Consider the following 25613-nt stretch of genomic DNA (forward strand, 5'->3'; position numbering starts at 1 on the left):
AAAAGCCGAAGCTTTTTAAAGTATTTTGGGAATATAAATGATTAGGCCAACTGCCACCGCAACTAAGGAAACCAGCATAACAGCCCCGGCGGAAACGTCTTTGATTAGGCCTATTTTTTCATCGTATTCTGGTTGTACAAAGTCCGAAATCTTTTCTACAGCGGTATTTAGGCCTTCTATGCCCATAACCATGCCAACCGCTAAAAATTGCAATGCCCATTCCATGGCGGATATCTTAAAATACCACCCCGCAATAGTAACCATAACCGCAATAAAAAGCTGAATTTTTATACTTGCTTCTGTAAAAAGCAGAATAAAAAGGCCTTTAAAAGCATATCCTACACTTTTTATGCGGTTAATGATAAATGGTTCCTTAGGCATTCATCAAAGCTTCAAGTGCGGCTTTATAATTAGGCTCATCTACCGTTTCTGCAACTTGTTCTGCATACAAAACTTTCGCATTTTCATCTAAAACTACTACAGAGCGGGAGTGTAGTCCTTTCAAAGGTCCATCCGTGAATTCTAATGCGTACGCTTTACCAAAATCTCCAGACCTAAAATCAGATAGGGTTTCTACACTATCAATACCTTCTGCACCACAAAAACGGGCTTGCGCAAAAGGTAAGTCTCTAGAAATGCATAAAATTTTGGTATTTTCTAGTTCGGCTGCCTCCTGGTTAAATTGTCTAACCGATTGTGCACATGTTCCGGTATCTATACTTGGAAAAATGTTTAGCACTACTTTTTGTCCTTTAAAATCCGACAGGGAGCACTCACTTAAGTCGTTTTTGACCAACGTAAAATCTGGGGCAGCACTGCCAACTTCTGGTAGGTTCCCCACTGTGTGTATTTCGTTTCCTTTTAAGGTAACTGTAGCCATTTTTTTGTTTTTATGTTTTCTCAAAAATAGCACAAAAAGAAAACCTTCCACAAGTTAATGTGGAAGGTTTATAGTATTTAGGTTTAAAAACCTCTATTTATCTATGGCTCCCGTTACCCTAGACATAAAACCGTTTAAGGCTTCTTTTTTGGGAGTACCCTGCTTTACTTCTTTGTAAACTTCTATAGCCCCGTAGATATTAGAAATTAATTCGCCCACGGTATCCAGTTCTTCATCTTTTAAAGATGGACTCTCTGTAAGGTCTTCTAACGTTTCTGCAGTCTCTATTAAGAAATCTTCATCGTTGGCTTCTGCAAAAGCCACCAAATGTTTAATTAGCGGCAACCTCATGAACTAATGTTTTTAAAACATCGTACTTATTGGTTTGTACTTGGTTTTTTAAACTTCCATTTTGAAAAGCAGCAAATGTTGGCAAGTTATCTACCGTTGCTAATTTGCGCGATTCTGGAAACTTTTCTGCATCTACCAAGACAAAGGTTACATTCTCATTTTCCCTAGCTTCTTTTTTAAACTTGGGTTTCATGATTCTGCAGTTACCACACCAAGAAGCAGAATATTGCACAACTACATTACTGTTCTCAGCAATGATTTCTTGTAAATTGTCCTGTTCTAATTCTAGTAACATACTTAATTAATTTACGTGGTTAGCCAAGTAATCTGCAACACCCTTACGGTCTGCATTCATAGCTTCTTTACCTTCTTCCCAATCTGCTGGGCAAACTTCACCTTTTTCTTGTACGTGGGTATAAGCATCTACTAAACGTAAAAATTCGCTAACGTTTCTACCTAAAGGCATGTGGTTTACGCTCTCATGAAATACAGTACCTTCTTCGTCTATAAGGTAAGTGGCTCTAAAGGTAACATTATCACCATCTAACAATACAGAATCCGTTTCTTCATTGTACTCTTCTGTAGTGTTATCTAAAATATTAAGTGCACTTGCTAAATTTCTATTGCTATCTGCAATTAATGGGTAAGTAACACCTTCTATACCGCCATTGTCCTTTTCTGTATTTAACCAAGCAAAGTGAACTTCTGCAGTATCACAAGAAGCGCCAACTACTAATGTATTTCTTTTTTCAAATTCTGCTTGAGCTTTTTGAAAAGCGTGTAATTCTGTTGGGCAAACAAAAGTAAAATCTTTTGGGTACCAGAAAAGAACCACTTTTTTCTTTTCTTCCTGTGCTTTTTTAAGGATGTTTAATTTGAATACATCACCTAATTCGTCTATTGCGTTTACTTCAATGTTTGGGAATTTTCTTCCTACAATTGCCATAACTATTCGTGTTTATCGGTTCAAAATTTTAGCAAAATTAACCCCTATAATACAGTTATTAAAATGACGTACAATAAGTAAATGTTATACTAAAATAGGTAACGGTTATACTGTAGAATTTGACCTAATTTATTAACGATTTGACAAAAACAAACCCACTAATTTGTCATATTGAAAAGAAAAGGGTAGATGTGTAGATTGCTCCTAATAATTTATTTTGATTCTAATTGCTTAATCTTAATATTCAATGCTGCAAATAAGAGCGTCATTAATGGACTTAACCAGTTGAAGATGGCAAAAAGAGCGTATTCCGCTACGCCAACACCTAGTACGCTACTGTGGTAAGCCCCGCAAGTGTTCCAAGGAATTAAAACGGAGGTTACTGTTCCAGAATCTTCCAATGTTCTACTTAAGTTTTCTGGGGCTAAACCTCTTTCCTCGTAGGCTTTAGAAAACATTTTACCGGGCACAACTATGGCCAAATATTGGTCAGAAGCCGTTATATTTAATGCCAAACAGCTACCTACGGTACTAGCGAACAACCCAAAGGTAGATTTGGCTAATTTTAGTAGGGATTTAGTAATTCTTTCCAACGCGCCAATACCATCCATAATACCACCAAAGACCATAGCACATAGAATAAGCCAAATAGTACCTAACATCCCTTTCATACCTCCAGAAGAAAACAAGTCGTTTAGGCTACTATTATCGGTTTCTATTGCCACATCTACTGTAATGGCATCCATTATTCCTTTGTATGCTGTCTGTAGATTTAGACTTTCTCCGCCCCCTATTTTTGCAACAATTTCTGGCTGAAATATAAGTGCGAATAAACCGCCTAAAAGCGTACCTACCAGTAAGGCCAACAACGGTGGTGCTTTTTTTACAATCATGGCCACAACAACTACGGGTACTAAAAACAACCAACCGCTCACATTAAAAGTACTGCTAATAGTACCCAGTAAGGCATCAGTTTGTGCGGTTCCTGTTGTTTCTATGGTGAAACCAAGGATGATAAATACAACCAAAGTAACAATTACCGTAGGTACTGTAGTAATGGTCATGTATTTTATGTGAGAAAACAATTCGCCACCCGCCATGGTAGGGGCTAAGTTGGTAGTATCACTCAAAGGCGACATTTTATCACCAAAATAGGCCCCAGAAAGTACAGCGCCCGCTGTCATCCCCAAAGAAATACCTAAGGCTTCTCCAATACCTATTAACGCAATTCCTACTGTAGCAGCGGTGGTCCAACTACTACCTGTTGCAATAGATATAATGGCACAAATAACAACACAGGCCGCTAAGAATATGGTTGGGTTTAAAATTTGCAGCCCATAATAAATCATGCTGGGAATAATACCGCTGATAAGCCATGTGCCAGAAAGTGCACCAACCATAAGAAGGATCAACAATGCACCTGTGGTAGACCGCACATTTTCTGCTACTTCATCCATCATTTGTTGGTAAGATACTTTATTAAAAAAACCAACAATGGCAGCAACAGCTGCGCCAAGTAATAGAATAAATTGGTTGGAACCGCTTAGGGCATCGTCTCCATAAACAAATACATTAAAGGCAAGCATGCCTACAAGAATAAAAACAGGCAATAAGGCTTCCCAAATATTTAATTCTCTGTTAGAAACTATATTCTCGTTTTCTCTGTGTTCGTAGTTTGGTTTGTTATCTGCCATGTAATACAAGTTGCAATCCTGTAATATTACGACTTTGACCTAGGTTCTGCAAGCCGTAAAATGCTTCTAATTATGCTGTGACTGTGGAACTATTTAGAATTCCAAGTTTTAGCATGCAACTTTTCATCGCGTTATATGTATGTTCTATATCATGGTCCAAACCTATAGAAAAACGTATTAAACCATCCGTAAGGCCCATTTCTTCTTGCTCCTCTATTGGAATTTCAGAAGAGGTAGAAGTTCCCGGAGCACTAAATAAGGTCTTGTAGAATCCTAAGCTTACCGCAAGGTATCCCAAGTTTTCTTGCTGCATCAATTCCATCAGCGCATTCGCCTTGTCCAAAGAGCCAACGTCTAAAGTCATCATACCACCAAAACCGTATTCAGGATTCAATTGTTTTAGCATGGTTTCGTGCCCAGGATGGGATGCCAGACCGGGATAAACCACTTTTAAACCATCCGCTTCAAACTTGTTGGCTAAATAATGGGTGTTTTCACTGTGTTTTTTAATCCGGATATGCAGGGTGCGCATATTTTTCAGGATGGAAGCGGCGCGTAGGCTATCCAGCGTGCTGCCAAAAAGCATACCAGCACCATCATTTACATCTTTTAAACTTAAGCAAAAGTCTGTAGTACCACACACCACGCCAGCTACACAATCACTGGTGCCATTAATAAATTTGGTTAAACTGTGAATTACAATGTCCGCACCAAGACTTGCCGGGCTAATGCTTAGCGGGGAAAAAGTGTTATCCACTACTAAGGGAATATTGTGTTGTTTTGCCAATTGGGCAAGTGCTGTAATATCCGCTATTTCTAAGAGTGGATTACTAACCGCTTCGCAGTAAATCATCTTGGTTTTTGGGGTAATGGCTGCAGCTACAGCTTCCAATTTAGTAATATCAACAAAACTGCTATTAATATTGAATTTTGGTAAAAAATTCTTCATTAATGCGTAGGTGCCGCCATAAATGGTTCTACTGGTTACTATATGTTCATTAGTACTGCACAATTGCATTATTACCGCTGTAATGGCTCCCATGCCGCTGGCATATACGTTGGCAGATTCTGTCTGCTCCAATGCTGCTAGTGCTTCACCCAAATATAAATTAGAAGGGGAGGAGTGTCTGCTATACAAGTAACAACCTTCAGTATTTCCCTCAAAGGTATCGAACATGGTTTTAGCAGATAAAAAGGTATAGGTAGAAGAATCGGATATTGATGGATTAACACCTCCAAATTCGCCAAAGTAATGTAAGTCTTGTAATTTCTGTGCGGCTTTGCTTTTCATGATAGAACTATTTTTGGTAAAAATCAATTTTAAAAGCGTATTTATCAATAGAGTTTATAAAATGAAGAATTTAATTCAGTTTTATTATAATTATTAGAAAATTAATCACTTTTACTATCTTTAAACTGATGTTTAACGAATAACATTAAGATGGAACTAGATGCAACGGACAAAAAACTACTGAACCTATTGCAACAAGATTGTAAAAAGACTACAAAAGCGTATGCTTTAGAATTAGGGTTGTCCACGACGGCTGTTTTTGAGCGTATAAAGCGGTTAGAGCGCAATGCCATTATTACAGATTATGTTGGGTTGGTAGATAAAAAAAAGGTGCAAAAAAGCTTTACGGTGTATTGCCATATTAAGTTGATACAACACACAAAGGAAAATGTGTTACGTTTTGAGCATCAAATACAACAATTGCAAGAAGTACAAGAGTGCCAACATATTAGTGGTGATTATGATTACATTGTGCTGGTGAATGTGGCTAATATGCAGGAATACAGGGAGTTTATGGTTAATAAATTAACAGCTATAGACCAGATTGGTAGTACGCAAAGTTCTTTTGTGATTAATCAGGTTAAAAAAACAACCGCCGTTTACATCTAATTACGCTAGTTTTCTATACCAATTTTATGTGGTATTTTTGTTTTAAATACTGAATTCTGAATTTATGAGTCAATTTGATGTGGCCGTTATCGGTTCTGGACCTGGAGGCTACGTTGCTGCTATACGTTGTGCCCAGTTAGGCCTAAAAACAGCTATAATAGAAAAATACGCTACCCTTGGTGGAACTTGCTTAAATGTAGGATGTATCCCTTCTAAAGCATTATTAGATTCCTCTCACCATTACGAGGATGCCGTTAAACATTTTGAAGAGCACGGAATTGAAATTCCCGGAGAGATTAAGGTGAATTTAGCACAAATGATAGCCAGAAAGGACAGCGTGGTAGAGCAAACTACTAAGGGAGTTCAGTTCTTGATGGATAAAAACAAGATAACAGTTTTTGAAGGTGTAGGTAGTTTTAAAGATGCTACTACAATTACTATAGCTAAGAACGATGGTAGTACAGAGACCATTGAAGCAAAAAATACCATTATTGCTACCGGTTCTAAACCGTCTAGCTTGCCTTTTATTTCTATTGACAAGGAAAAAATTATTACATCTACCGAAGCCTTAAAACTTAAAGAAATACCAAAACACCTATTAGTTATTGGTGGTGGTGTTATAGGTCTAGAGCTAGGTCAAGTATACAAACGCTTAGGAGCAGAGGTTACGGTAATTGAATATATGGACCGCATAATTCCAGGTATGGATGGTGCTTTGTCCAAAGAACTTACTAAAGTGATGAAGAAGCAAAAAGTGAAATTTGCGCTTTCTCATAAAGTAAAGTCCGTGGAGCGTGTTGGTGATGAAGTGGTAGTAAAAGCAGACGATAAAAAAGGCAATGAAGTTGAGTTCAAGGGCGATTATTGTTTGGTATCCGTAGGTAGAAAACCATATACCGATGGTCTAAATGCAGAAGCGGCTGGTGTAAAATTGGACGATAGAGGTAGGGTAGTGGTAAATGATCATTTACAAACAAATGTCTCTAATATCTATGCCATTGGTGATGTTGTACGTGGCGCTATGTTAGCCCACAAGGCAGAAGAGGAAGGTACCATGGTAGCGGAGATTTTAGCTGGGCAAAAACCACATATAGATTATAATTTAATTCCTGGTGTAGTGTATACTTGGCCAGAGGTTGCCGCTGTTGGTAAAACAGAAGAGCAATTAAAAGAAGATGGTATTAGTTACAAAGTAGGTCAATTTCCTATGCGTGCTTTGGGGCGTGCCCGTGCAAGCATGGATATAGATGGTTTTGTTAAAATTATTGCAGACAAGCAAACAGATGAAGTGTTGGGGGTTCATATGATTGGTGCCCGTTGTGCGGATTTAATTGCCGAAGCAGTTACTGCTATGGAATTCCGCGCGTCAGCGGAAGACATCTCGCGTATGAGCCATGCGCACCCTACATTTGCAGAGGCGGTTAAGGAAGCTGCTTTAGCGGCAACAGATGATAGGGCTTTACACGTTTAATTTACTATTCATTTTACCATAAAAAATCCCGAAACTAAATATTTAGTTTCGGGATTTTTTAATTTTTGTCTTGATAGTTCTAATCATGCAATATACTTACGTATCCTCGCATTAACTTCGAACACCTATAAATAGTCGAATTATAAAAAGACGTAAACGGGAAATACCCATTTTTACTATTGGAATAGCAAATGCGACACCGTTATTTAAATGTATTAAGGTTTGTTTTCCAGCATAACTAATTTGTGTTTTAACTTCATCTTCGTGCTTCATATACATCAAAGAAAGGTAAGTGCAAATAAACATAAATGCTAGTGCTCCAGGAATTGCCATGGCGGGAGTCAAATCGTGATGCAAAAATTTATACAAACCTAAGCCTGTAAAACTTCCATAAAGTAAGATAAAATGCATTACATAGATAGTTAAGGTACTCCCTCCAATTTTTAGAATGGTTTTATGCGTTAAGGCTTGCCTTAAAAGCATGAAGACTGCAAAAACTAGAAAAACATCTCCTAGACGTATAAACAAATAGTTATTATTTAAAATAAGCTCAAAAAGCTTCCACTGGGTTTGAGCTAGTAAAACCTCAAATAAATTAGAAGATTGAAAAAGCAGTAAGTAGCCTATTACTAAAGCCACAGGAATTGCTATGAAATATAGGTTTCTATAGGACTTGAATTTGGTAAAGAGGAGCGATAAAAAAGCACCAACCGTTGCATAACCAAACCATGGAAAAATAGTGAAAACAGAGCCATTAACCTTTGTGAAATAATTAGCGATACCAATGGGTAACCCTTCAAAAGTCCATGTTTTATATATCGGTTCTAAAAGGAAGAGGAATAGAGTAATGCTTATTAAAACGCTAGGAAATATCCAAGCTTTTCTTTTAGCGGTGATTATATACGTAGTTATTATACCCAAAATAGATAGCCCTATACATTGTAGAACGTCTATCAAAAAAAAACCGTCATAGAGTTCTCCTTTGAGTAACCCGAATAAATTTAAACGAAGGAGGTAACCTATAAATAATAGTTGCAATCCACGGCGAATCCCCTTTTTAACTCTAGGATTTTTCCAGCCAATTTCCGGGGCAGCTACCAATAAGTAGGTAAAAATAAATCCAGAGACAGTGAAAAAGACAGGGGCTGTTATGCCTCTAAAGTAAAGCCAAATAGAATAAGCTAAATTATTAGGTTGTCTAAATACTGGGTCTAATAATCCATCTATAAAATGGCCTTGTAGCATCATCAAGATTGCCCATGCGCGCATGGCATCAATAAAAAAGAGTCGTTTAGAATTTGAACTCACATGCAACTATTTGTATGGATATACTCAAAATAACCATCCATGGATTATTAATGCCGCAAAATTAGGTAAAAAACAATCAAATGGCTGATATTTAAGTTATTTTAGGGATAAATAATCAATAAATCACTATGGCTAATATATTGGCATTCGCTGGGAGTAATTCTTCAAAATCTATTAATTATCAACTGGTGCTTTACACAGTTTCTCAAATAGAAAATCACCAAATACAAACACTTAATCTTGCCAATTATCCATTTCCTATGTTTAGTGAAGATTTAGAGGAAAAAGAAGGGTATTCTAATTCTTTGATAGAGTTAAAAAATGACATTCAAAAAGTAGACGCACTAATTATTTCTGTGAATGAACATAATGGAAGTATGTCTGCTTATTTTAAAAATTTATTGGATTGGTTATCCAGAGTAGACCGTAAATTTCTAGCAAACAAAAAGATTTTATTAATGGCAACTTCTACAGGACAACGCGGCGCAAATGGTGCATTGACATCTGTGTCTGCTTTGTTACCAAGATTTGGAGCAGAAGTAATAGCCACTTTTTCCCTACCTAGTTTTATGGCTAATCTTAGCGCGGAAAAAGGAATTTTAGATTCCCATTTAGAAGCTGAATATAATAAGGCATTGTCTAGCTTTTTAGATTCTTTGTAAACCGTACCTTTGTCCAGCTATGTTGGACCAATTTAAAGCTCATTTAGAACGGCATTTTCCACATTTATTCTCTGCAAAAATACTTGTGGCATGTAGTGGAGGTATAGATAGTGTGCTATTGGCTTATTTTGCAAAAGCTTGTAGGCTTAATATAAGTTTAGCACATTGCAATTACCATTTAAGAGGTGAAGAGAGTGACGGTGATGCTGATTTTGTGCGCCAACTGGCAAAATCATTACAGGTGCCCTTGCACAGCACAGGGTTTAATACCTTGGAAATACAAAGAAAACAGGGCGGTTCCATACAAATGGTTGCACGGGAATTACGATATGAATATTTTGAGGAACTTTGCCAAAAAAATGGTTATGACTTTGTGCTTACAGGTCACCACGCTAATGATAGTTTAGAAACTTTTACAATTAATTTATCTAGAGGTACAGGTATAGATGGCCTTTTGGGTGTGCCAGCCATAAATGGTAAATATAATAGACCTTTGTTACCTTTTACGCGTAAAGAGCTAATGGCTTATGCTAGGAATCACCGTATTCAATGGCGAGAGGATAGTAGTAATAAAAGCAACAAGTATATCCGAAATAGAATCCGGAATAAAATTGTGCCAGAATTAGAACGTTTGCATCCTAATTTTGACCAGAATTTTATTCAAACCCTAGGTTATTTAAAAGAATCGGCTACGCTTTTAGAGGCATATGCCAATCGCCTTAGAAAAGAATATTTTATGCAAGGTGAATACGGTACTCGTATTCCTATAAGTGATTTACAAAATCTACAACCTTTAGATGCACATCTGCATCTACTCTTTAAACCCTATGGCTTTACACAATGGGAAGATTTATTGCGAATGTTACAGAGTACAAGTGGTAAAGAAATTTATTCTACAACACACAGATTGGTTAAAGATAGAGAAGAGTTGCTATTGCTAACTCTATGTACAGCAACAGAAAATGAATTTTTTATAGAAAAAGAAATGAGTCAAATAGTACGGCCAATTTCTTTGCGATTTGAAGAAGTAGATACGATTAAAGAAAAGAATCAAAACATTGCTTATTTAAATAAGGATTTGTTAAAGTATCCGTTAGTGTTAAGAAAATGGCAGAATGCCGACTATTTTTATCCCATCGGAATGCAGGGCAAAAAGAAACTGTCTAAGTATTTCAAGGATAAAAAAATGAGTATTATAGCTAAAGAACAACAGTGGTTGCTGTGTTCTGGTGAAGACATAATTTGGGTTGTAGGTCATCGTTTAGACCATAGATATCGTGTAACTGCTGATACTACTCAAATTGTAAAAGTGATTTTATATTAAATGAAAAAAAATTTCCTGTTCTTATTTGTATTAATTACCAATGTACTTTTTGCTCAAACTGAAGAATCGCCAGCTATTTGGTCTCATCAGGTACAAAAACTATCTGAAACAGAATATGAGTTACAGTTTAAAGCAAGTATTTTAAAAGACTGGTACATCTATTCTCTATATACCGCAGAAGGTGGTTCTATGCCAAGTGAGTTCGAATTTGTGGGGGAAGGAGAAGATTATGAATTACTAGGAAAAACGATAGAGGGTAAAACCTATACTAAATACACCGAAGTATTTGATGTGGATGAGACCTTTTTTAAAAATGAAGCACTTTTTAAACAAAAAATAAAGCTTAATAACAAAGCAATTAACCAGTTAAAAGTAGTGCTGTATTATCAAATTTGTAAAGAAGTTTGCGTTTTAAAGGAAGAAGAATTTAATATCTCTTTAGATGGTTCCGCTTTAAATGTAGTGACAGAAAAGCTAGATGATAAAAGTTTAGCAATGACTGATGCCCTTAAATTGGATTTAAAGAAAAAAGAACGTTTAAATGGAGCGGATGGAGTAGCTAGTCCATCTAAAAACAGTCTCTGGGTGGTGTTTGGACTGGGTTTTTTAGGAGGGTTAATTGCGTTGTTTACCCCTTGTGTCTTCCCTCTCATTCCTTTGACAGTTTCCTTCTTTACCAAGCATACTGGTAGCAGGGCAAAGGGTATTAAAAATGCATTGCTTTATGGTTTTTTTATTGTTCTTATATACTTTTTATTAAGTATGCCCTTTCATGTATTTAATTCAGTAGACTCTCAGGTATTAAATACCATTGCAACTAATATTTGGCTCAATCTTTTTTTCTTTATCATTTTCATCTTTTTTGCCTTTTCTTTTTTTGGGTATTATGAGCTTACATTACCAAGTTCTTGGGCAAATAAATTAGACAGTGCCTCCAATAAAGTTGGTGGTGCTTTAGGCATATTTTTTATGGCTATTACGTTAGCTATAGTATCCTTTTCTTGCACAGGACCTATTTTAGGTGGTTTACTAGGAAGCACAACACTAGCAGAAGGTAGTGTGGCCAATAATTTAACGGCAGGGATGACGGGTTTTGGAGCTGCCTTAGCATTACCTTTTATGCTTTTTGCCTTATTCCCAGCTTGGTTAAATTCTTTACCTAAATCTGGTGGATGGATGACTACAGTAAAAGTGGTGTTAGGCTTTTTAGAGCTAGCCTTAGCCTTTAAGTTTCTTTCTAATGCTGATTTGGTAGGGCATTGGGGATTATTAAAACGAGAGGTTTTTATAGCTATATGGATTATAGTCTTTGTATTGCTGACACTATATCTATTTGGTATTTTTAGATTTCCGCATGATGGTCCAAAGCAGAAGTTGTCTGCAGGTAGAAAAATTGTTGGTGTGGTTAGCCTTGGTTTTAGTCTCTTTTTAATTTTAGGACTAGCAAAAGTGGTTCCGCTAAAAGTTTTAAGCGGGTTTCCACCTCCAGACTTTTATTCAATTACCGAACAAAAGTCAGATTGTCCCTTAGGACTTGATTGTTATAAAGATTTTGAAGAGGGTTTGGCGGTCGCTAAAGCGGAAAACAAACCAATTTTATTAGATTTTACAGGTTGGGCATGTGTAAACTGCCGTAAAATGGAAGAAAATGTATGGAGCGACCCTGAAATCTATCCTATTCTTAAAGAAAAGTATGTTTTAATATCACTTTATGTGGATGACCGTAAGGAATTAGCGGAAGAGGAACAGTTTAAATTTCAATATGATGGTGGTCGAATTAAAGCTATTAAAACAGTTGGGCAAAAATGGGGAACGTTTCAGACTGTTAATTTTAATGCAGCTTCTCAACCTTACTATGTTTTACTATCACCAGATTTAGAAGTACTTACAGAGGCCGTACAATACGTGGATAAAAATACCTATTTAAATTGGCTAAAAACCGGGCTAAACACTAGATAAAATCTTAACAATTTCATTAAATTAGTCGCTCAACCAACGATTAAAGTACATGAAAAGATTCAAAAAAGTGCTGCTGAGCTTTTTGGGTGTTTTATTGATTTTTGTTTTTTTTCTTTTCGTATTTATTAACTCTTTAAAACCTACTTATAATGGTACTAAAGAGTTAAACGGAATTGCTGCAGAAGTAAAAGTTTACTACGACACTTACGGAATACCTCACATCTATGCGCTGACAGATAAAGATGCCTATAAGGCTTTAGGCTATGTACATGCTCAGGACCGTTTATGGCAGATGGAATTGATGCGACGTATTGCTAAAGGGGGCCTTTCAGAAGTATTTGGAAAGGACTTGCTTAGTACGGATAAATTTATGCTCAGCTTAGGTATAGATGAACACGCAAAAGAAACTGTTGCTAACTTAGATAAGGATGGTGAAATGGCGCAGCTAAGTTTAGCATATTTAGAAGGAATAAACACATTTATAGAAGAAGGGCCTACACCAATAGAGTTTTACTTAACAGGCTTGGATAAAACGCCTTTTAAGTTAGAAGATATTTATAACACAGTAGGTTATATGGCATTTTCATTTGCGCAAGCCCATAAAACGGACCCATTATTAACGCATATTAAAGAGAATTTAGGGTACGATTATATTAAAAATTTAGCCATAGATGCAGATACGGTGGGGGTCAGAATAAAATCTTTTACCTCTTCTACGGATAGTCTTTCCAAAACACTAATGCAAGCTTCAGAAAAAGCGTTAGCAAAGTTGCCCATTCCTAAGTTAGAAGGCAGTAATAGTTGGGTTTTAGGACCCAAGAAAACAAAAAGCGGACAAGTTATTTTTGCAAATGACCCACATATAGGTTTTGCGCAACCATCTGTTTGGTATGAGGCACATGTAAAAACTCCAACCTATGAAAAATATGGATATCACCTTGCAGGAATCCCTTTTCCGTTATTGGGGCATGACAGAAATATAGCCTACGGATTAACCATGTTTCAAAATGATGATATCAATTTTTATTACGAAACACCCCATCCTACGGATTCTACCCAATATAAAACACCAGAGGGTTGGGCTAGCTATAATTGGGTGGATAAGACTATTAAAGTTAAAGGCGAAGAAGATGTTAAATTTAGTTATAAGGTGAGTAGGCATGGTCCTATTTTAAACGGAATAGCTAATCAGATAAATGGGGATAAGCCTGTAGCAATGTACTGGGTATATACCCAAAAAGAAAATAAGGTTTTAGAAGGGTTGCATGGTATGATTAAAGCGAAAGACATTAAAAGCTTTAAGTCTGCTTTGCCTAATATTCACGCACCAGGTTTAAATGTGATGTACGGCGATAAGCAAGGTAATGTAGCATGGTGGGCTTCTGCGGCATTATATAAAATGCCAGATAGTGTAAATACTAAATTTATACTCAACGGAGTTTCGGGAAAAGATGAGCCCGTAGAATGGTTAGATTTTAGTAAAAATCCACGGGCAATAAATCCAGATTGGGGATACGTATATTCTGCCAACAATCAACCAGATACCATTGCTGGTAATTTATATCCTGGATATTATTTACCAGATAATAGAGCTAAAAGAATAGTTTCGCTTCTGGAGCCGAAAGACGATTGGGATGTAAAATCAACTCAAAAAATGATAACCGATGTAACCTCTGCAATGAACGCAGAGATTATAAATTCGTCCCTACGACTTGTAGATGTATCGCCATATACAGATGAACAGTTAGAACTTTTAGATATGCTTAATAGTTGGAAAGGGGATTATCCTTTAAATTCTATTGCAGCAACATTTTACCACAGATGCGTGTATTATGTATTTAAAAATTCTTTTGAGGACGAATTGGGTCCCGAGCTTTTTAGTCAATTTATGGAGACTAACCTTATGAAGCGACATTTATCTACAGCTATAAGTTTTAAAGATGGAAAGTGGTGGGATGATGTTAATACAAACGACAAGGTAGAGACCAAGGAAGATATAGTAATTAAGTCTATAGGGGAAGCATATACTTCTTTGGTTAAAGATTTTGGACCCGATTATAAGAATTGGACATGGGATAAAGTTCACACTATAGAATTTGAGCATCCAATAGGTAAAGTAAAAATTTTGCGTTCTTTTTTTAATGTAGGACCATTTCCGGTTGAGGGTAGTCGGGAAGTCATTAACAATATGTCTTTTCCCTATGACGATAGTGGTTTTTATAAGGTGTCTTCCGGACCATCTACTCGTAGAGTGATTGATTTTTCTAACATAGATGAAAGTGTAAGTATATTACCTACTGGGCAATCTGGTAATCCCTTTAGTAGTCATTATAAAGATCAAACAGCCAAGTATTTAAAGGGCGAGTTTCGTAAAATGCTGATGAATAAAAAAGAAATACAGGAAAAATCTAAGAATGTGTTGGTTCTAAAGCCGTTGAAATAAGAATTGTATGCATTCCCCTAAAAAGGATTATATTAGACGCAAACACTAACAATTTATGTTAATTAAGGTTTATGGCAGCGCTGTCTTTGGCGTGGAGGCTACAACTGTCACTGTAGAAGTAAATATAGATAAAGGAATAGGTTATCATTTAGTTGGTTTGCCAGATAATGCAATAAAAGAAAGCAATTACCGTATAGCCGCAGCCTTACAAAACAATGGATACAAGATACCAGGTAAAAAGATTACCATAAATATGGCTCCGGCAGACTTGCGTAAAGAGGGCTCTGCATACGATTTAACGTTAGCGCTCGGTATTCTTTCAGCTTCAAGCCAGATTAAAAGCCCAGAAATAGATAAATATCTTATTATGGGCGAGTTATCTCTGGATGGAACGGTACAGCCAATTAAAGGAGCTCTGCCAATCGCCATTAAAGCACAAGAAGAAGGTTTTAAAGGATTTATCTTACCCAAACAAAACGCTAAAGAAGCTGCTATTGTAAATAAGTTAGAAGTTTACGGCGTTGAAAATATTAAACAGGTAATAGATTTTTTTGATAATAATGAGCCATTAGAACAAACCGTAATCGATACGCGGAAGGAATTTTACAAGCAATTAGAATTTCCCGAGTTCGATTTTTCTGACGTCCGTGGACAAGAAAGTATTAAGCGCTGCATGGAAATTGCTGCTTCTGGGGGGCATAATATTATATTAATTGGTCCTCCTGGTGCTGGTAAAACCATGCTTGCTAAGCGCTTACCGTCCATTTTGCCGCCTATGACGTTGCATGAAGCTCTAGAAACCACAAAAATTCATAGTGTGGTTGGTAAGGTAAAAGATGCTGGGCTCATGAGTCAACGACCATTCAGGTCTCCTCATCATACCATTTCAGACGTGGCACTTGTGGGCGGAGGTACGTATCCACAACCAGGAGAAATATCTCTAGCGCATAATGGGGTTCTTTTTTTAGATGAATTACCAGAATTTAAACGCTCTGTTTTAGAGGTCATGCGCCAACCCTTAGAAGATAGAGATGTTACTATTTCTAGAGCTAAATTTACAGTGACTTATCCCAGCAGTTTTATGTTGGTTGCTAGTATGAATCCAAGTCCTGGAGGTTATTTTAATGACCCAGATGCACCCGTAACTTCTTCACCAGCAGAAATGCAGCGCTATTTAGGTAAAATTTCTGGTCCATTACTAGACCGTATTGATATACATATAGAAGTAACACCTGTACCTTTTGATAAATTGTCAGACGAGCGAAAAGGGGAGAGTAGCAGCGCAATTAGGGAGCGTGTTATGAAAGCTAGAGAGTTGCAAACTATACGTTTTGCAGATTTGGATAAGGTGCATTATAATGCTCAGATGAATACGAAGCAAATTAGGGAGTACTGTAAATTAGATGCCGCATCTAAAGAGTTGCTAAAAACTGCTATGGAACGTCTTAATTTATCTGCAAGAGCATACGACCGAATTTTAAAGGTAGCACGTACAATTGCAGATTTATCCAATGATGAGGCTATAAATGGTACTCATATCTCTGAAGCAATTCAATATAGAAGCTTAGACAGAGAAGGGTGGTTGGGTTAAATCACTTTGATGTTAGCCTTTAACCCTTCCATAATACCTTGTATGTTACGTACGGTATCTGCTAAGTAATATTTTATTACAACGCTGGGTATACGTATGGTAGTGAAACCATTTTTAAAAGAATGCATAGCTTCTTCTAAATCTTGTATAGCCTGTTCATGCGTAAGCATTTGGTATTCTGTTTCTACCTCAATGTTTAATTTTACTCTAGAAATAGCAATATCTATAGACTTATGTCCATCCCACCATTCAAGCATAGGATTAGTCCCTGCCTCTTTTAAAGCATAGTATAGCTGTACCGCTTCTAAAGGAGTGTTATTATTCCTTCTAATTTTGTCGATAAGCGAACTGTGCCTTTGGCATAGTGCAACCCCATATTTTTCTAGGGACTTTTGTTGCTCTAAAAAACTTATGTCTTTTTTACAATCACAGCATGTCATGTAAGTAGGTGTCTTTGGTTTTTAATTCATGATTTGGGACTATTATAACTTTAACATTTTTCAATTCGTATAATAAGGAACCGATTTTTAGACGAAATACACTTTTTTAGATGAAATGCATATTATCTGTCTTAGAGTTGTTAATTTACGGGCTGAATTGTGATTAGCTATGTTCAAAAATATTGGGCCAGGAGTTCTGGTCGCCGCAGCCTTTATTGGTCCAGGTACTGTCACGGCCTGTTCCCTTGCAGGCATAAGGTTTGGCTATAATTTGTTATGGGCTTTATTGTTGTCAATTTTAGCAACAATGGTTCTCCAAGAAATGGCGGCAAGATTGGGATTAATAACCCAGAAAGGTCTTGGTGGTGTCATCAATAAAAATATACCTAATAAAAGCTTAAAAGTAACTATTACGGCGGTTGTTTTAGGTGCAATTTTAATTGGTAATACAGCCTATGAAGCTGGTAATATTGGGGGTGCTGTTTTGGGTTTAGAGGCAATATTTGGTAAGGCTTATTTAGGTAGCTATCCATGGATAGTTGGTCTATTAGCATTTACCTTATTATGGTTTGGTAGTTATAAAGTTTTAGAACGATTTTTTGTGGGTCTCATTAGTTTAATGAGCCTGTCTTTTTTAATTACTGCTATCCTAACCAAGCCAAAGCTCTTACCATTACTAGAGGGACTTTTTTTACCACAAATAGAAGAGGCAGGTTTTACAACTATATTGGCTCTGGTAGGTACTACTGTGGTGCCTTATAATCTCTTTTTACACGCTAATTTAGTTAACAAAAAGTGGAAGTCATTTAAAGACTTAAAAACAGCACAGATAGATACCGTTATTAGTATTGCGGTGGGTGGATTAGTATCTATGGCAATAGTAGTGTGCGCAGCTTCTATTCCTAAATCTAATTTAACTACAGTAATGGATTTAGCGTTGGGATTGGAACCTTTATACGGTAAAGCTGCCGTTTTTTTTATGGGCATCGGCCTTTTTGCGGCTGGTTTAACCTCTGCAATTACAGCACCTTTAGCAGCAGCTTACGTAGCAAATAGTTGCTTTAACTGGAATGTTGCTGCCATAGATTGGCGATTCAGAATGGTTTGGGCCTCCATTATTATTATTGGTGTATTGTCACTATCTTTTAATATTACTCCTATACAAATCATCAAGTTTGCGCAAATAGCCAATGGAGTTTTGTTACCTATTATAGCTATTTTGCTTGTTTGGATGGTGAATAATAAAAAAATAATGTCTTATTACAGCAACACGCCTTTGCAAAATTTTATTGCCTTACTCATTATCGTTTTTGCCATATTCTTGGGTTTAAAAAGTGTATTGAAGGTCGTAGGAATTTTAGAGTGATGAATGTAATAGATATAAACGCAGACGTTGGGGAGGGATTAGAAAATGAAGCTAGTCTATTACCACTTATAAGCTCTTGTAATATTGCATGTGGTGGCCATGCTGGTTCTAATGCTACGATGGGATCTGTGGTGATTTTAGCCCTAGAAAATCAGGTGAAAATTGGTGCGCACCCCAGTTATCCAGATAGGGCTAATTTTGGGCGTAAAAGTATCCCTATTGGTAAAAAAGAACTACTAAAAAGTTTATCTCATCAATTAGAAGATTTTGAAAAGGTACTCCAGGCTAAAAAAGCTAAGTTGCATCACATAAAACCTCATGGAGCATTATATAATGATGCTGCTAATAATCACCAAATTGCTCGTGTCTTTTTAAATGCTGTGCAGCCTTATAAAAACAATACTCATTTGTATTTACCACATAATTCCGTTGTAGCCAACTTGGCCTTGGAAGATGGTTTTTCGGTCAACTTTGAAGCTTTTTTAGATCGTAATTATAGTAACGATTTAAAACTGGTTTCTCGTTCTATGGAAAAAGCGACAATACAAAAGCCAACAGCTGTGCTCGCACATTTGTTAACCATAGCTAAACAAGGAAAGGTACTTACTATAGATAATGAATTTAAAAAAATACAAGCAAACACCTATTGCATCCATGGAGATAATCCTAATGTATTGCAAATATTAATGTATCTTCAAAAGGAATTGCCAAACCATAACCTACAACTGCAAAAATGGAATCAGAATACCCAATAAGCATTAGACCATTTGGCGCACATGCCGTTTTAATAGAATGGGAGCATCTGGTGTCCAGAGCTATTCTAAACCAATGTATAACCCTTGAACGGGAATTGAGAAATAGTTTTAGCGGAATGTGGGAATTTGTGCCAGCCTATAATTCACTCACTTTAATTTATAATGGAACGGAAGCATTTCAATTCGAAACGATAGCTTCAAAAATTAAATACACATATAATAGCTTAGAGCAAGTTGCAAATCGAGATAATGTGCTTTGGACATTACCAGTTTGCTATGATGATGAATTTAGCATAGATATGGAAAATGTTATTCAACGGCTGGGGTATAACAAATCAGAAATAATAAAATTGCATACGGAGTCTATTTATGATGTTTATGGCATTGGTTTTTTACCGGGTTTTATGTATTTAGGTGGATTGCCAGAAGTTCTTGAAATTCCAAGAAGGAAACACCCTAGACAAAAAGTGGCCAAAGGAGCTGTGGGTTTGGCAAGTAAACAAACAGGTATATACCCGCAAGAATCCCCAGGAGGTTGGAATATTATTGGCAATTGTCCTGTTTCTTTATTTGAAATTGAAAAGGAACAACCTTGTTTTGTATCTGTGGGTGATAGGGTTCAATTTAAGGCGATAGAAAAATCAGAATACGATTTAATCAAGATTCAAGTAGAAGTAGGCATATACAAACCAGAAAAACAAGAAGGAGTATGATTAAAGTGCTGAAACCTGGTTTATACACTTCTTTACAAGATAAGGGTCGTTTTGGATATAGAAATAAAGGTGTACCCGTTTCTGGGGCTATGGATTCTATCGCTTTTGAACAAGTGAATATGCTTTTAGGGAATTCAGAAGAAGCTACTCTTATAGAAATTACAATGACAGGGCCAACACTACAATTTTATGCACCTACATATATCTGTATTGGCGGAGCAAACATGTCGGCTACCTTGAATAAAGTTTCCATAGAAAATTATAAGGTATATCAAGTAAGTGAAGGCGATGTTATTGCTTTCGGACGACTCATTGATGGATTTAGAGGATATCTAGGGGTTAAAAATGGTTTTGATTCTGCTGTAAAATTGGGTAGCCGTTCTCAGTACTATCCTATTACAGAAATATCTAGATTAGAAGCTAATACAGAATTGCCATTTAAAGCGTATGAGAAAGGTTGGGAAGTTCCAATAGTAAAAATAGATACAAATTATCTAAATACGCCTATTTTAGAGGTTAGTAAAGGACCAGAATTCCGTTTGTTAACAGATAAACAATTAGAGCAATTGTTTAGTAAAACGTTCGCTTTAGCAAAAGAGAACAATAGAATGGCTTATCAATTAGAAGAAGCTATACACCCACACGAACATTCAATTTTAACCGCCGCTACACTACCTGGTACGGTACAACTAACTCCTGCTGGCAAGCTTATTATTTTAATGAAAGATGGGCAAACAACTGGTGGTTATCCTAGAGTATTACAGTTGTCTGAGCTAGCAATTTGCGTACTAGCTCAGAAAAAGTATGGAGATAGTATCACTTTTAAACTATAAAATGCACGTCGGAAAATGGCACTCTAAATCGTGGCCCGTAGATTCCGTTATCATCTCTAACACCACAACCTATAACCATATTTATTTCAGCACCGCTTGGTAGATTTAAAATCTGTTTAACTTTAATACTGTCAAAACCTTCCATGGGGCAGGTGTCATAGCCCACAGCTGCCATTCCTGTCATAAAATTTTGGGCCGCTAAAGCAGCACTTTTATGCGCAACAATACGCATATCAGATTTTCGCACTTGTCGGTATACAGGTTTAAAAAGGCCTATAACATTAAAGACTAAATATTTTAATAATCCTAATATTCCCAGAAAGTCAACGTACACAGTAGGGATTAATTTGCGGTAATAGTTAAGAGCAAACTTTTCTCTTGAGGTGTATTCACTTTCTTTTTTATTACCGTAAGCTTCCTCTAAAAAATTAATATTCGCTTGTACACGTTTTTTCCATAAATCTTTTCTTGCAACCACAACAAGTAGACGTTCTGCTGTTTTTGCAGCATTTTGTCCTAGGCAAGCCGCAGTCATTTCTTCTAAAGTCTTACTGTTTCTAACTTCATAAAACTCCCATAACTGCAAATTACTGCTGGTAGGTGCTAAAGTCGCATTCTTTATGCAAGAAGCTACTGTTTCATCATTCAATTTCTCATCCTTAAATACACGAACGGAACGTCTATACGCTACCGCTTCGGAAAAGGTTTTTTCCATGTCATCATTTTAAAGCTGCAAAGAACGGTAATCATTAAGGATTATAAAAAAACTTGATGCCAGAGACCTTTGGTTTTTATATCCATAATGCTAAATAAAAACTTTATGAATTAGTTGAATATGATATTTAAAAACAACTTAAATAACTGTATATCAGATTACTATTATATTTTGACTTGCACTGGGGCTAAACACAATGATAGTGTTAAAATTCTAAGGTGTATCAAACATATATCTTTGATATTCGAAATAAAATGCAATAAAAAGACCTTTTTTAGGAAAATATACTAATGGAATTAAATAAGTACAGTAAAAACGTAACGCAAGACCCAACTCAACCGGCAGCACAGGCCATGTTGTATGCTCTCGGCTTAACGGAAGAAGATTTAAAAAAGCCATTTATTGGGATAGGCAGTACAGGATACGAAGGTAATCCCTGTAATATGCACCTAAATGAACTAGCCAAACATGTAAAATCTGGTGTGCAGTCTAAAGATTTAGTGGGACTTATTTTCAACAGTATTGGGGTTAGTGATGGTATTTCTATGGGAACGTATGGAATGCGCTATTCACTTCCATCTAGAGATTTAATTGCAGATTCTATGGAGACTGTTGTTCAGGCCATGAATTATGATGGTTTGGTTACTGTTGTTGGTTGCGATAAAAATATGCCGGGCGCTCTAATGGGGATGATTCGTTTAAATAGACCTTCTATATTATTATATGGTGGCACTATAGCCTCAGGTTGTCATAAAGACAAAAAATTAGACATTGTTTCTGCTTTTGAGGCATGGGGAGAGAAGGTAGCTGGTTCTATTGATGAAAAAGAATACAAATCAGTAATACAAAAAGCGTGTCCGGGTGCAGGTGCATGCGGCGGTATGTATACGGCAAACACCATGGCATCGGCTATAGAGGTATTGGGAATGTCTTTGCCTTATAGTTCTTCTAATCCGGCGGTAGGTTCGCAAAAAAATAATGATGGTAAGGCAACAGGGGAAGCGATGCGCTACCTTATTGAAAATGACATTAAACCTTTAGACATCATCACTAAAAAGTCTTTGGAGAATGCCGTACGACTCATAACCGTACTTGGTGGTTCTACCAATGCGGTATTGCACTTTTTGGCAATCGCAAAAGCTGCGGAGATAGATTTTACTTTAGACGACTTTCAACGCATTAGCGATACCACTCCGTTTTTAGCAGATTTAAAGCCAAGTGGTAAGTATTCTATGGAAGACTTGCACAACGTAGGGGGTGTACCTGGAGTAATCAAGTTTATGCTAGAAAATAACATGTTACACGGCGATTGTTTAACCGTAACCGGGAAAACATTGGCAGAGAATATGAAAGATGTTCCAGGCTTACATGACGGACAAGATGTAGTTCATGGTCTGGACAATCCTATTAAAGAAACAGGACATTTAAGAATTTTATACGGTAACCTGGCAGAATTAGGTTCCGTAGCTAAAATTACAGGTAAAGAAGGGTTGCATTTCTCCGGTCCCGCAAAAGTCTTTAATGGCGAATTTGAGGCTAATGCGGGAATCCGCGATGGCTTGGTAAAAAAAGGTAATGTTGTGGTTATCCGTTATGAAGGTCCTCAAGGTGGTCCAGGTATGCCAGAAATGCTAAAACCTACAGCAGCTATTATGGGTGCTGGGCTAGGTAAAGATGTAGCATTGATTACTGATGGTAGATTCTCTGGTGGTACGCACGGTTTTGTGGTAGGGCATATTGCCCCAGAGGCACAAGAAGGTGGTAACATTGCTTTGGTAGAAGACGGCGATATAATCACCATAGATGCCGAGGCAAACACCATTTCTGTGGCAATTTCCGATGAAGAAATGGCAAAAAGGAAAGCCAAATGGGCTGCTCCAGATTTAAAAGTGAGAAAAGGAAGTTTGTATAAATATGCTAAAACAGTTTCGTCTGCCTCTAAAGGCTGTGTAACTGACGCCCTTTAAAAAAAAGGTTTATGGAAACATTAAAAGCAACAGAAGATAAATCAGCAAAACAAAAAAGCATGAGAGTTACAGGTGCAGAGGCTATAATTCATTGTTTGCTGGCAGAAGGTGTAGATTTAATTTATGGGTATCCAGGAGGGGCTATAATGCCTGTGTATGACGAGTTGTACAAGTTCCAAGATAAACTTACCCATATTCTTACACGCCACGAACAAGGTGCTACGCATGCCGCGCAAGGGTATGCAAGAGTAAGTGGTAAAGTAGGGGTGGCAATGGCTACTTCGGGACCAGGGGCAACCAATTTGGTCACCGGGTTGGCAGATGCACAAATAGATTCAACACCAATGGTTTGTATTACGGGCCAGGTTCCCAGGCATTTATTGGGTTCTGATGCTTTTCAAGAAACAGATATTGTTGGTATTTCTACACCTGTTACAAAGTGGAACTATCAAATTACCAAGGCGTCTGAGATTCCAGAAATTTTGGCAAAGGCATTTTATATAGCACGTTCTGGTAGACCAGGACCTGTATTAGTAGATATTACTAAGAATGCTCAGTTTGATGAAATTGATTTTACGTATGAAAAATGTACCGGCGTACGTAGCTATACACCTGTAAGTGAGCCAGACGAAAATGCCATTTCTGCCGCGGCAGAACTTATCAATTCGGCTAAAAAGCCCATGATAGTTTTTGGGCAGGGCGTAATTCTTGGAGAGGCAGAAGAAGAATTAAAACGATTGGTAGAAAAAGCAGGTATTCCTGCAGCCTGGACTATCATGGGACTTTCTGCAATGGATACCGAACATCCGCTTAACGTAGGTATGGTGGGTATGCACGGTAATTACGGTCCTAATGTGTTAACCAATGAGTGCGATTTGTTAGTTGCTATTGGGATGCGTTTTGATGACCGGGTTACGGGTAGCTTAGATACCTATGCCAAACAAGCCAAGGTTATCCATTTTGAGATAGACCCAGCAGAAATCAATAAAAATGTTAAGGCAGATGTAGCGGTTTTAGGAGATTGTAAAGCGTCCTTAAAATTGTTATTACCAAAGGTAAAAGAGAACTCACACGAGGCATGGAAAGCGGAGTTTGATAAAAAATACCAAGAAGAATTTGAAGCGGTAATTAAGAACGATATTCATCCAACCAAACCTGGTCTAACCATGGGAGAGGTGATAGAAGGAATAAATATAGCTTCGGACCAAAAAGCGGTTGTGGTTACCGATGTGGGGCAACACCAAATGATAGGCTGTCGCTATGCTAAATTCCGTCAAAGTAAAAGCAACATTACTTCTGGTGGTTTGGGTACTATGGGTTTTGCGCTACCAGCAGCCATAGGTGCTAAAATGGGAGCTCCAGAGCGTCCTGTGGTAGCAATTATTGGTGATGGCGGTTACCAAATGACCATTCAAGAATTGGGTGTCATTTTTCAGCATAATGTGGGCGTTAAAATTGTGGTACTTAATAACAATCACCTAGGTATGGTGCGTCAATGGCAAGAATTGTTTTTTGACAAGCGATATGCTTCTACGGTAATGACTAATCCTGACTTCGTGAAAATAGCGGAAGGGTATCACATTAAATCGAACCGAATAGAAGAGAGAAAAGATTTAGAAGCGGGTATCAAGGAAATGATGGAGTATGATGGTCCGTATTTCTTGGAGGTTGTGGTGGAACAAGAGGATAACGTTTTTCCTATGATTCCTTCTGGTGCATCCGTATCTGATATTCGTTTAAAATAAGAAAAGAATCCTATGGAAAATCAATGGTTTACCATTTCGGTATATTCAGAAAATAGTGTTGGATTGTTAAATAGAATATCAGGAATATTCTTAAAGCGACACATTAATATAGAGAGCTTAAATGTTTCTAAATCAGAAATTGAGAATGTTTCTAAATTCACTATCGTTGTATTTACTACAGAAGATTGGACACGTAAAATTGTACAACAAATAGAAAAGCAGATAGAAGTTATAAAAGCCTTTTATCATACAGACGATGAAATAATTTATCAGGAATCTGCCATCTTTAAAATAGATTCTGATTTGTTGTTTGATGAGCGTCAAATTCAGAATATAATTAAGGAGCATAATGCCACCATAGTTACGGTAGCAAGAGACTTTTTTGTATTGGCTAAAACAGGTAGAAGAAATGAAATTGATGAAATGCACGATGCTTTTGAACCGTTCGGTATTTTACAATTTGTACGTTCGGGTCGTATTTCCGTTTCTAAGGAAACCATGCCAATTTCCAATTTATTAGAAGAATTTCAATTGAATAACTAAAAGTAAT

The 25613-nt window shown here is 37.0% G+C and carries 24 protein-coding genes; 14 read left to right on the forward strand and 10 right to left on the reverse strand.

Going from position 1 to position 25613, the window contains the following annotated elements:
• Positions 1-15 precede the first annotated feature (15 nt).
• The 7 genes from FBT53_RS03360 to FBT53_RS03390 all read right to left on the reverse strand — a co-directional run bounded on the left by FBT53_RS03360 (position 16) and on the right by FBT53_RS03390 (position 5162).
• The gene (locus FBT53_RS03360; RefSeq protein WP_010516569.1) at positions 16-381 is read right to left on the reverse strand and encodes a diacylglycerol kinase family protein; all 366 of its coding nucleotides are present in this window, start codon (positions 379-381) and stop codon (positions 16-18) included.
• Complete coding sequence (gene tpx, locus FBT53_RS03365) at positions 374-880, reverse strand: thiol peroxidase (RefSeq protein ID WP_136949759.1); 507 nt, start codon at positions 878-880, stop codon at positions 374-376. The genes FBT53_RS03360 and tpx overlap by 8 nt, the downstream gene beginning before the upstream one ends.
• 93 nt (positions 881-973) lie before the next feature.
• Positions 974-1231 (reverse strand): hypothetical protein, encoded by a 258-nt coding sequence (locus FBT53_RS03370; RefSeq protein ID WP_010516571.1) that lies wholly within the window; start codon positions 1229-1231, stop codon positions 974-976.
• Complete coding sequence (locus tag FBT53_RS03375; RefSeq protein ID WP_010516572.1) at positions 1212-1526, reverse strand: thioredoxin family protein; 315 nt, start codon at positions 1524-1526, stop codon at positions 1212-1214. The genes FBT53_RS03370 and FBT53_RS03375 overlap by 20 nt, the downstream gene beginning before the upstream one ends.
• 6 nt (positions 1527-1532) lie before the next feature.
• Entirely contained in the window at positions 1533-2177 is a 645-nt protein-coding gene (locus FBT53_RS03380; protein WP_010516573.1) for a peroxiredoxin, read from the reverse strand.
• Positions 2178-2389: 212 nt separating this feature from the next.
• Positions 2390-3871 carry a Na+/H+ antiporter NhaC gene (gene nhaC / locus FBT53_RS03385; protein ID WP_136949760.1) on the reverse strand — a complete coding sequence of 494 codons (1482 nt, stop codon included), beginning with the start codon at positions 3869-3871 and terminating at the stop codon, positions 2390-2392.
• A 70-nt stretch (positions 3872-3941) separates the two neighbouring features.
• Positions 3942-5162 (reverse strand): aminotransferase class I/II-fold pyridoxal phosphate-dependent enzyme, encoded by a 1221-nt coding sequence (locus tag FBT53_RS03390; RefSeq protein ID WP_136949761.1) that lies wholly within the window; start codon positions 5160-5162, stop codon positions 3942-3944.
• 150 nt (positions 5163-5312) lie between these two features.
• On the opposite strand from FBT53_RS03390, the gene FBT53_RS03395 reads away from it, so the two are divergent.
• Together FBT53_RS03395 and lpdA are read left to right on the forward strand one after the other, a co-directional pair.
• On the forward strand, positions 5313-5771 hold the full coding sequence (locus FBT53_RS03395) for an Lrp/AsnC family transcriptional regulator (protein ID WP_010516576.1): 459 nt from the start codon (positions 5313-5315) through the stop codon (positions 5769-5771).
• A gap of 64 nt (positions 5772-5835) precedes the next feature.
• Positions 5836-7242, forward strand: coding sequence for a dihydrolipoyl dehydrogenase (lpdA, locus tag FBT53_RS03400; RefSeq protein WP_136949762.1), 1407 nt, complete (start codon positions 5836-5838; stop codon positions 7240-7242).
• 111 nt (positions 7243-7353) lie between these two features.
• Here the strand turns inward: lpdA and FBT53_RS03405 are convergent, their stop codons facing one another.
• Positions 7354-8550, reverse strand: coding sequence for a heparan-alpha-glucosaminide N-acetyltransferase domain-containing protein (locus FBT53_RS03405; RefSeq protein WP_136949763.1), 1197 nt, complete (start codon positions 8548-8550; stop codon positions 7354-7356).
• Between the two features lie 128 nt (positions 8551-8678).
• Here FBT53_RS03405 and FBT53_RS03410 point away from each other — a divergent pair, with 128 nt between their 5' ends.
• The 5 genes from FBT53_RS03410 to FBT53_RS03430 are packed head-to-tail and all read left to right on the forward strand — an operon-like array spanning position 8679 to position 16529.
• Positions 8679-9212, forward strand: a complete 534-nt coding sequence (locus tag FBT53_RS03410) for an NADPH-dependent FMN reductase (protein ID WP_136949764.1) — start codon at positions 8679-8681, stop codon at positions 9210-9212.
• Between the two features lie 19 nt (positions 9213-9231).
• Entirely contained in the window at positions 9232-10536 is a 1305-nt protein-coding gene (tilS, locus tag FBT53_RS03415) for a tRNA lysidine(34) synthetase TilS (protein ID WP_136949765.1), read from the forward strand.
• A complete protein-coding gene (locus FBT53_RS03420; RefSeq protein WP_136949766.1) occupies positions 10537-12495 on the forward strand; it encodes a protein-disulfide reductase DsbD in 1959 nt (652 codons plus the stop codon). It abuts the gene before it with no gap.
• Positions 12496-12544: 49 nt separating this feature from the next.
• Positions 12545-14938, forward strand: a complete 2394-nt coding sequence (locus FBT53_RS03425; protein WP_136949767.1) for a penicillin acylase family protein — start codon at positions 12545-12547, stop codon at positions 14936-14938.
• A gap of 55 nt (positions 14939-14993) precedes the next feature.
• Complete coding sequence (locus tag FBT53_RS03430) at positions 14994-16529, forward strand: YifB family Mg chelatase-like AAA ATPase (protein ID WP_136949768.1); 1536 nt, start codon at positions 14994-14996, stop codon at positions 16527-16529.
• On the opposite strand, the gene FBT53_RS03435 is transcribed toward FBT53_RS03430, so the two are convergent.
• Complete coding sequence (locus FBT53_RS03435) at positions 16526-16969, reverse strand: hypothetical protein (protein ID WP_136949769.1); 444 nt, start codon at positions 16967-16969, stop codon at positions 16526-16528. The genes FBT53_RS03430 and FBT53_RS03435 overlap by 4 nt on opposite strands.
• A 169-nt stretch (positions 16970-17138) precedes the next feature.
• Between FBT53_RS03435 and FBT53_RS03440 the strand changes: the two genes are divergently transcribed.
• The 4 genes from FBT53_RS03440 to FBT53_RS03455 are packed head-to-tail and all read left to right on the forward strand — an operon-like array spanning position 17139 to position 20636.
• Positions 17139-18335, forward strand: coding sequence for an Nramp family divalent metal transporter (locus FBT53_RS03440; protein WP_136949770.1), 1197 nt, complete (start codon positions 17139-17141; stop codon positions 18333-18335).
• On the forward strand, positions 18335-19090 hold the full coding sequence (locus tag FBT53_RS03445) for a LamB/YcsF family protein (RefSeq protein WP_136949771.1): 756 nt from the start codon (positions 18335-18337) through the stop codon (positions 19088-19090). Before FBT53_RS03440 ends, FBT53_RS03445 begins: the two co-directional genes overlap by 1 nt.
• Positions 19069-19803 carry a 5-oxoprolinase subunit PxpB gene (gene pxpB, locus FBT53_RS03450; RefSeq protein WP_136949772.1) on the forward strand — a complete coding sequence of 245 codons (735 nt, stop codon included), beginning with the start codon at positions 19069-19071 and terminating at the stop codon, positions 19801-19803. The genes FBT53_RS03445 and pxpB overlap by 22 nt, the downstream gene beginning before the upstream one ends.
• On the forward strand, positions 19800-20636 hold the full coding sequence (locus tag FBT53_RS03455; protein ID WP_136949773.1) for a biotin-dependent carboxyltransferase family protein: 837 nt from the start codon (positions 19800-19802) through the stop codon (positions 20634-20636). The genes pxpB and FBT53_RS03455 overlap by 4 nt, the downstream gene beginning before the upstream one ends.
• On the opposite strand, the gene FBT53_RS03460 is transcribed toward FBT53_RS03455, so the two are convergent.
• Positions 20626-21351, reverse strand: coding sequence for a nitroreductase family protein (locus FBT53_RS03460; protein WP_136949774.1), 726 nt, complete (start codon positions 21349-21351; stop codon positions 20626-20628). The two genes, FBT53_RS03455 and FBT53_RS03460, sit on opposite strands and share 11 nt — an antisense overlap.
• Before the next feature lie 290 nt (positions 21352-21641).
• Between FBT53_RS03460 and ilvD the strand changes: the two genes are divergently transcribed.
• The 3 genes from ilvD to ilvN are packed head-to-tail and all read left to right on the forward strand — an operon-like array spanning position 21642 to position 25606.
• Complete coding sequence (gene ilvD / locus FBT53_RS03465; protein ID WP_136949775.1) at positions 21642-23318, forward strand: dihydroxy-acid dehydratase; 1677 nt, start codon at positions 21642-21644, stop codon at positions 23316-23318.
• A gap of 11 nt (positions 23319-23329) precedes the next feature.
• Positions 23330-25063: a biosynthetic-type acetolactate synthase large subunit gene (gene ilvB, locus FBT53_RS03470; RefSeq protein WP_136949776.1), complete on the forward strand. Its 1734-nt coding sequence runs from the start codon at positions 23330-23332 to the stop codon at positions 25061-25063.
• Positions 25064-25075: 12 nt separating this feature from the next.
• Complete coding sequence (gene ilvN / locus FBT53_RS03475) at positions 25076-25606, forward strand: acetolactate synthase small subunit (RefSeq protein WP_010516606.1); 531 nt, start codon at positions 25076-25078, stop codon at positions 25604-25606.
• The last annotated feature ends 7 nt before the right edge of the window (positions 25607-25613 follow it).

The sequence above is a fragment of the Flavobacterium sp. ASW18X genome (genome assembly GCF_005144745.1).
Classification (GTDB): domain Bacteria; phylum Bacteroidota; class Bacteroidia; order Flavobacteriales; family Flavobacteriaceae; genus Croceivirga.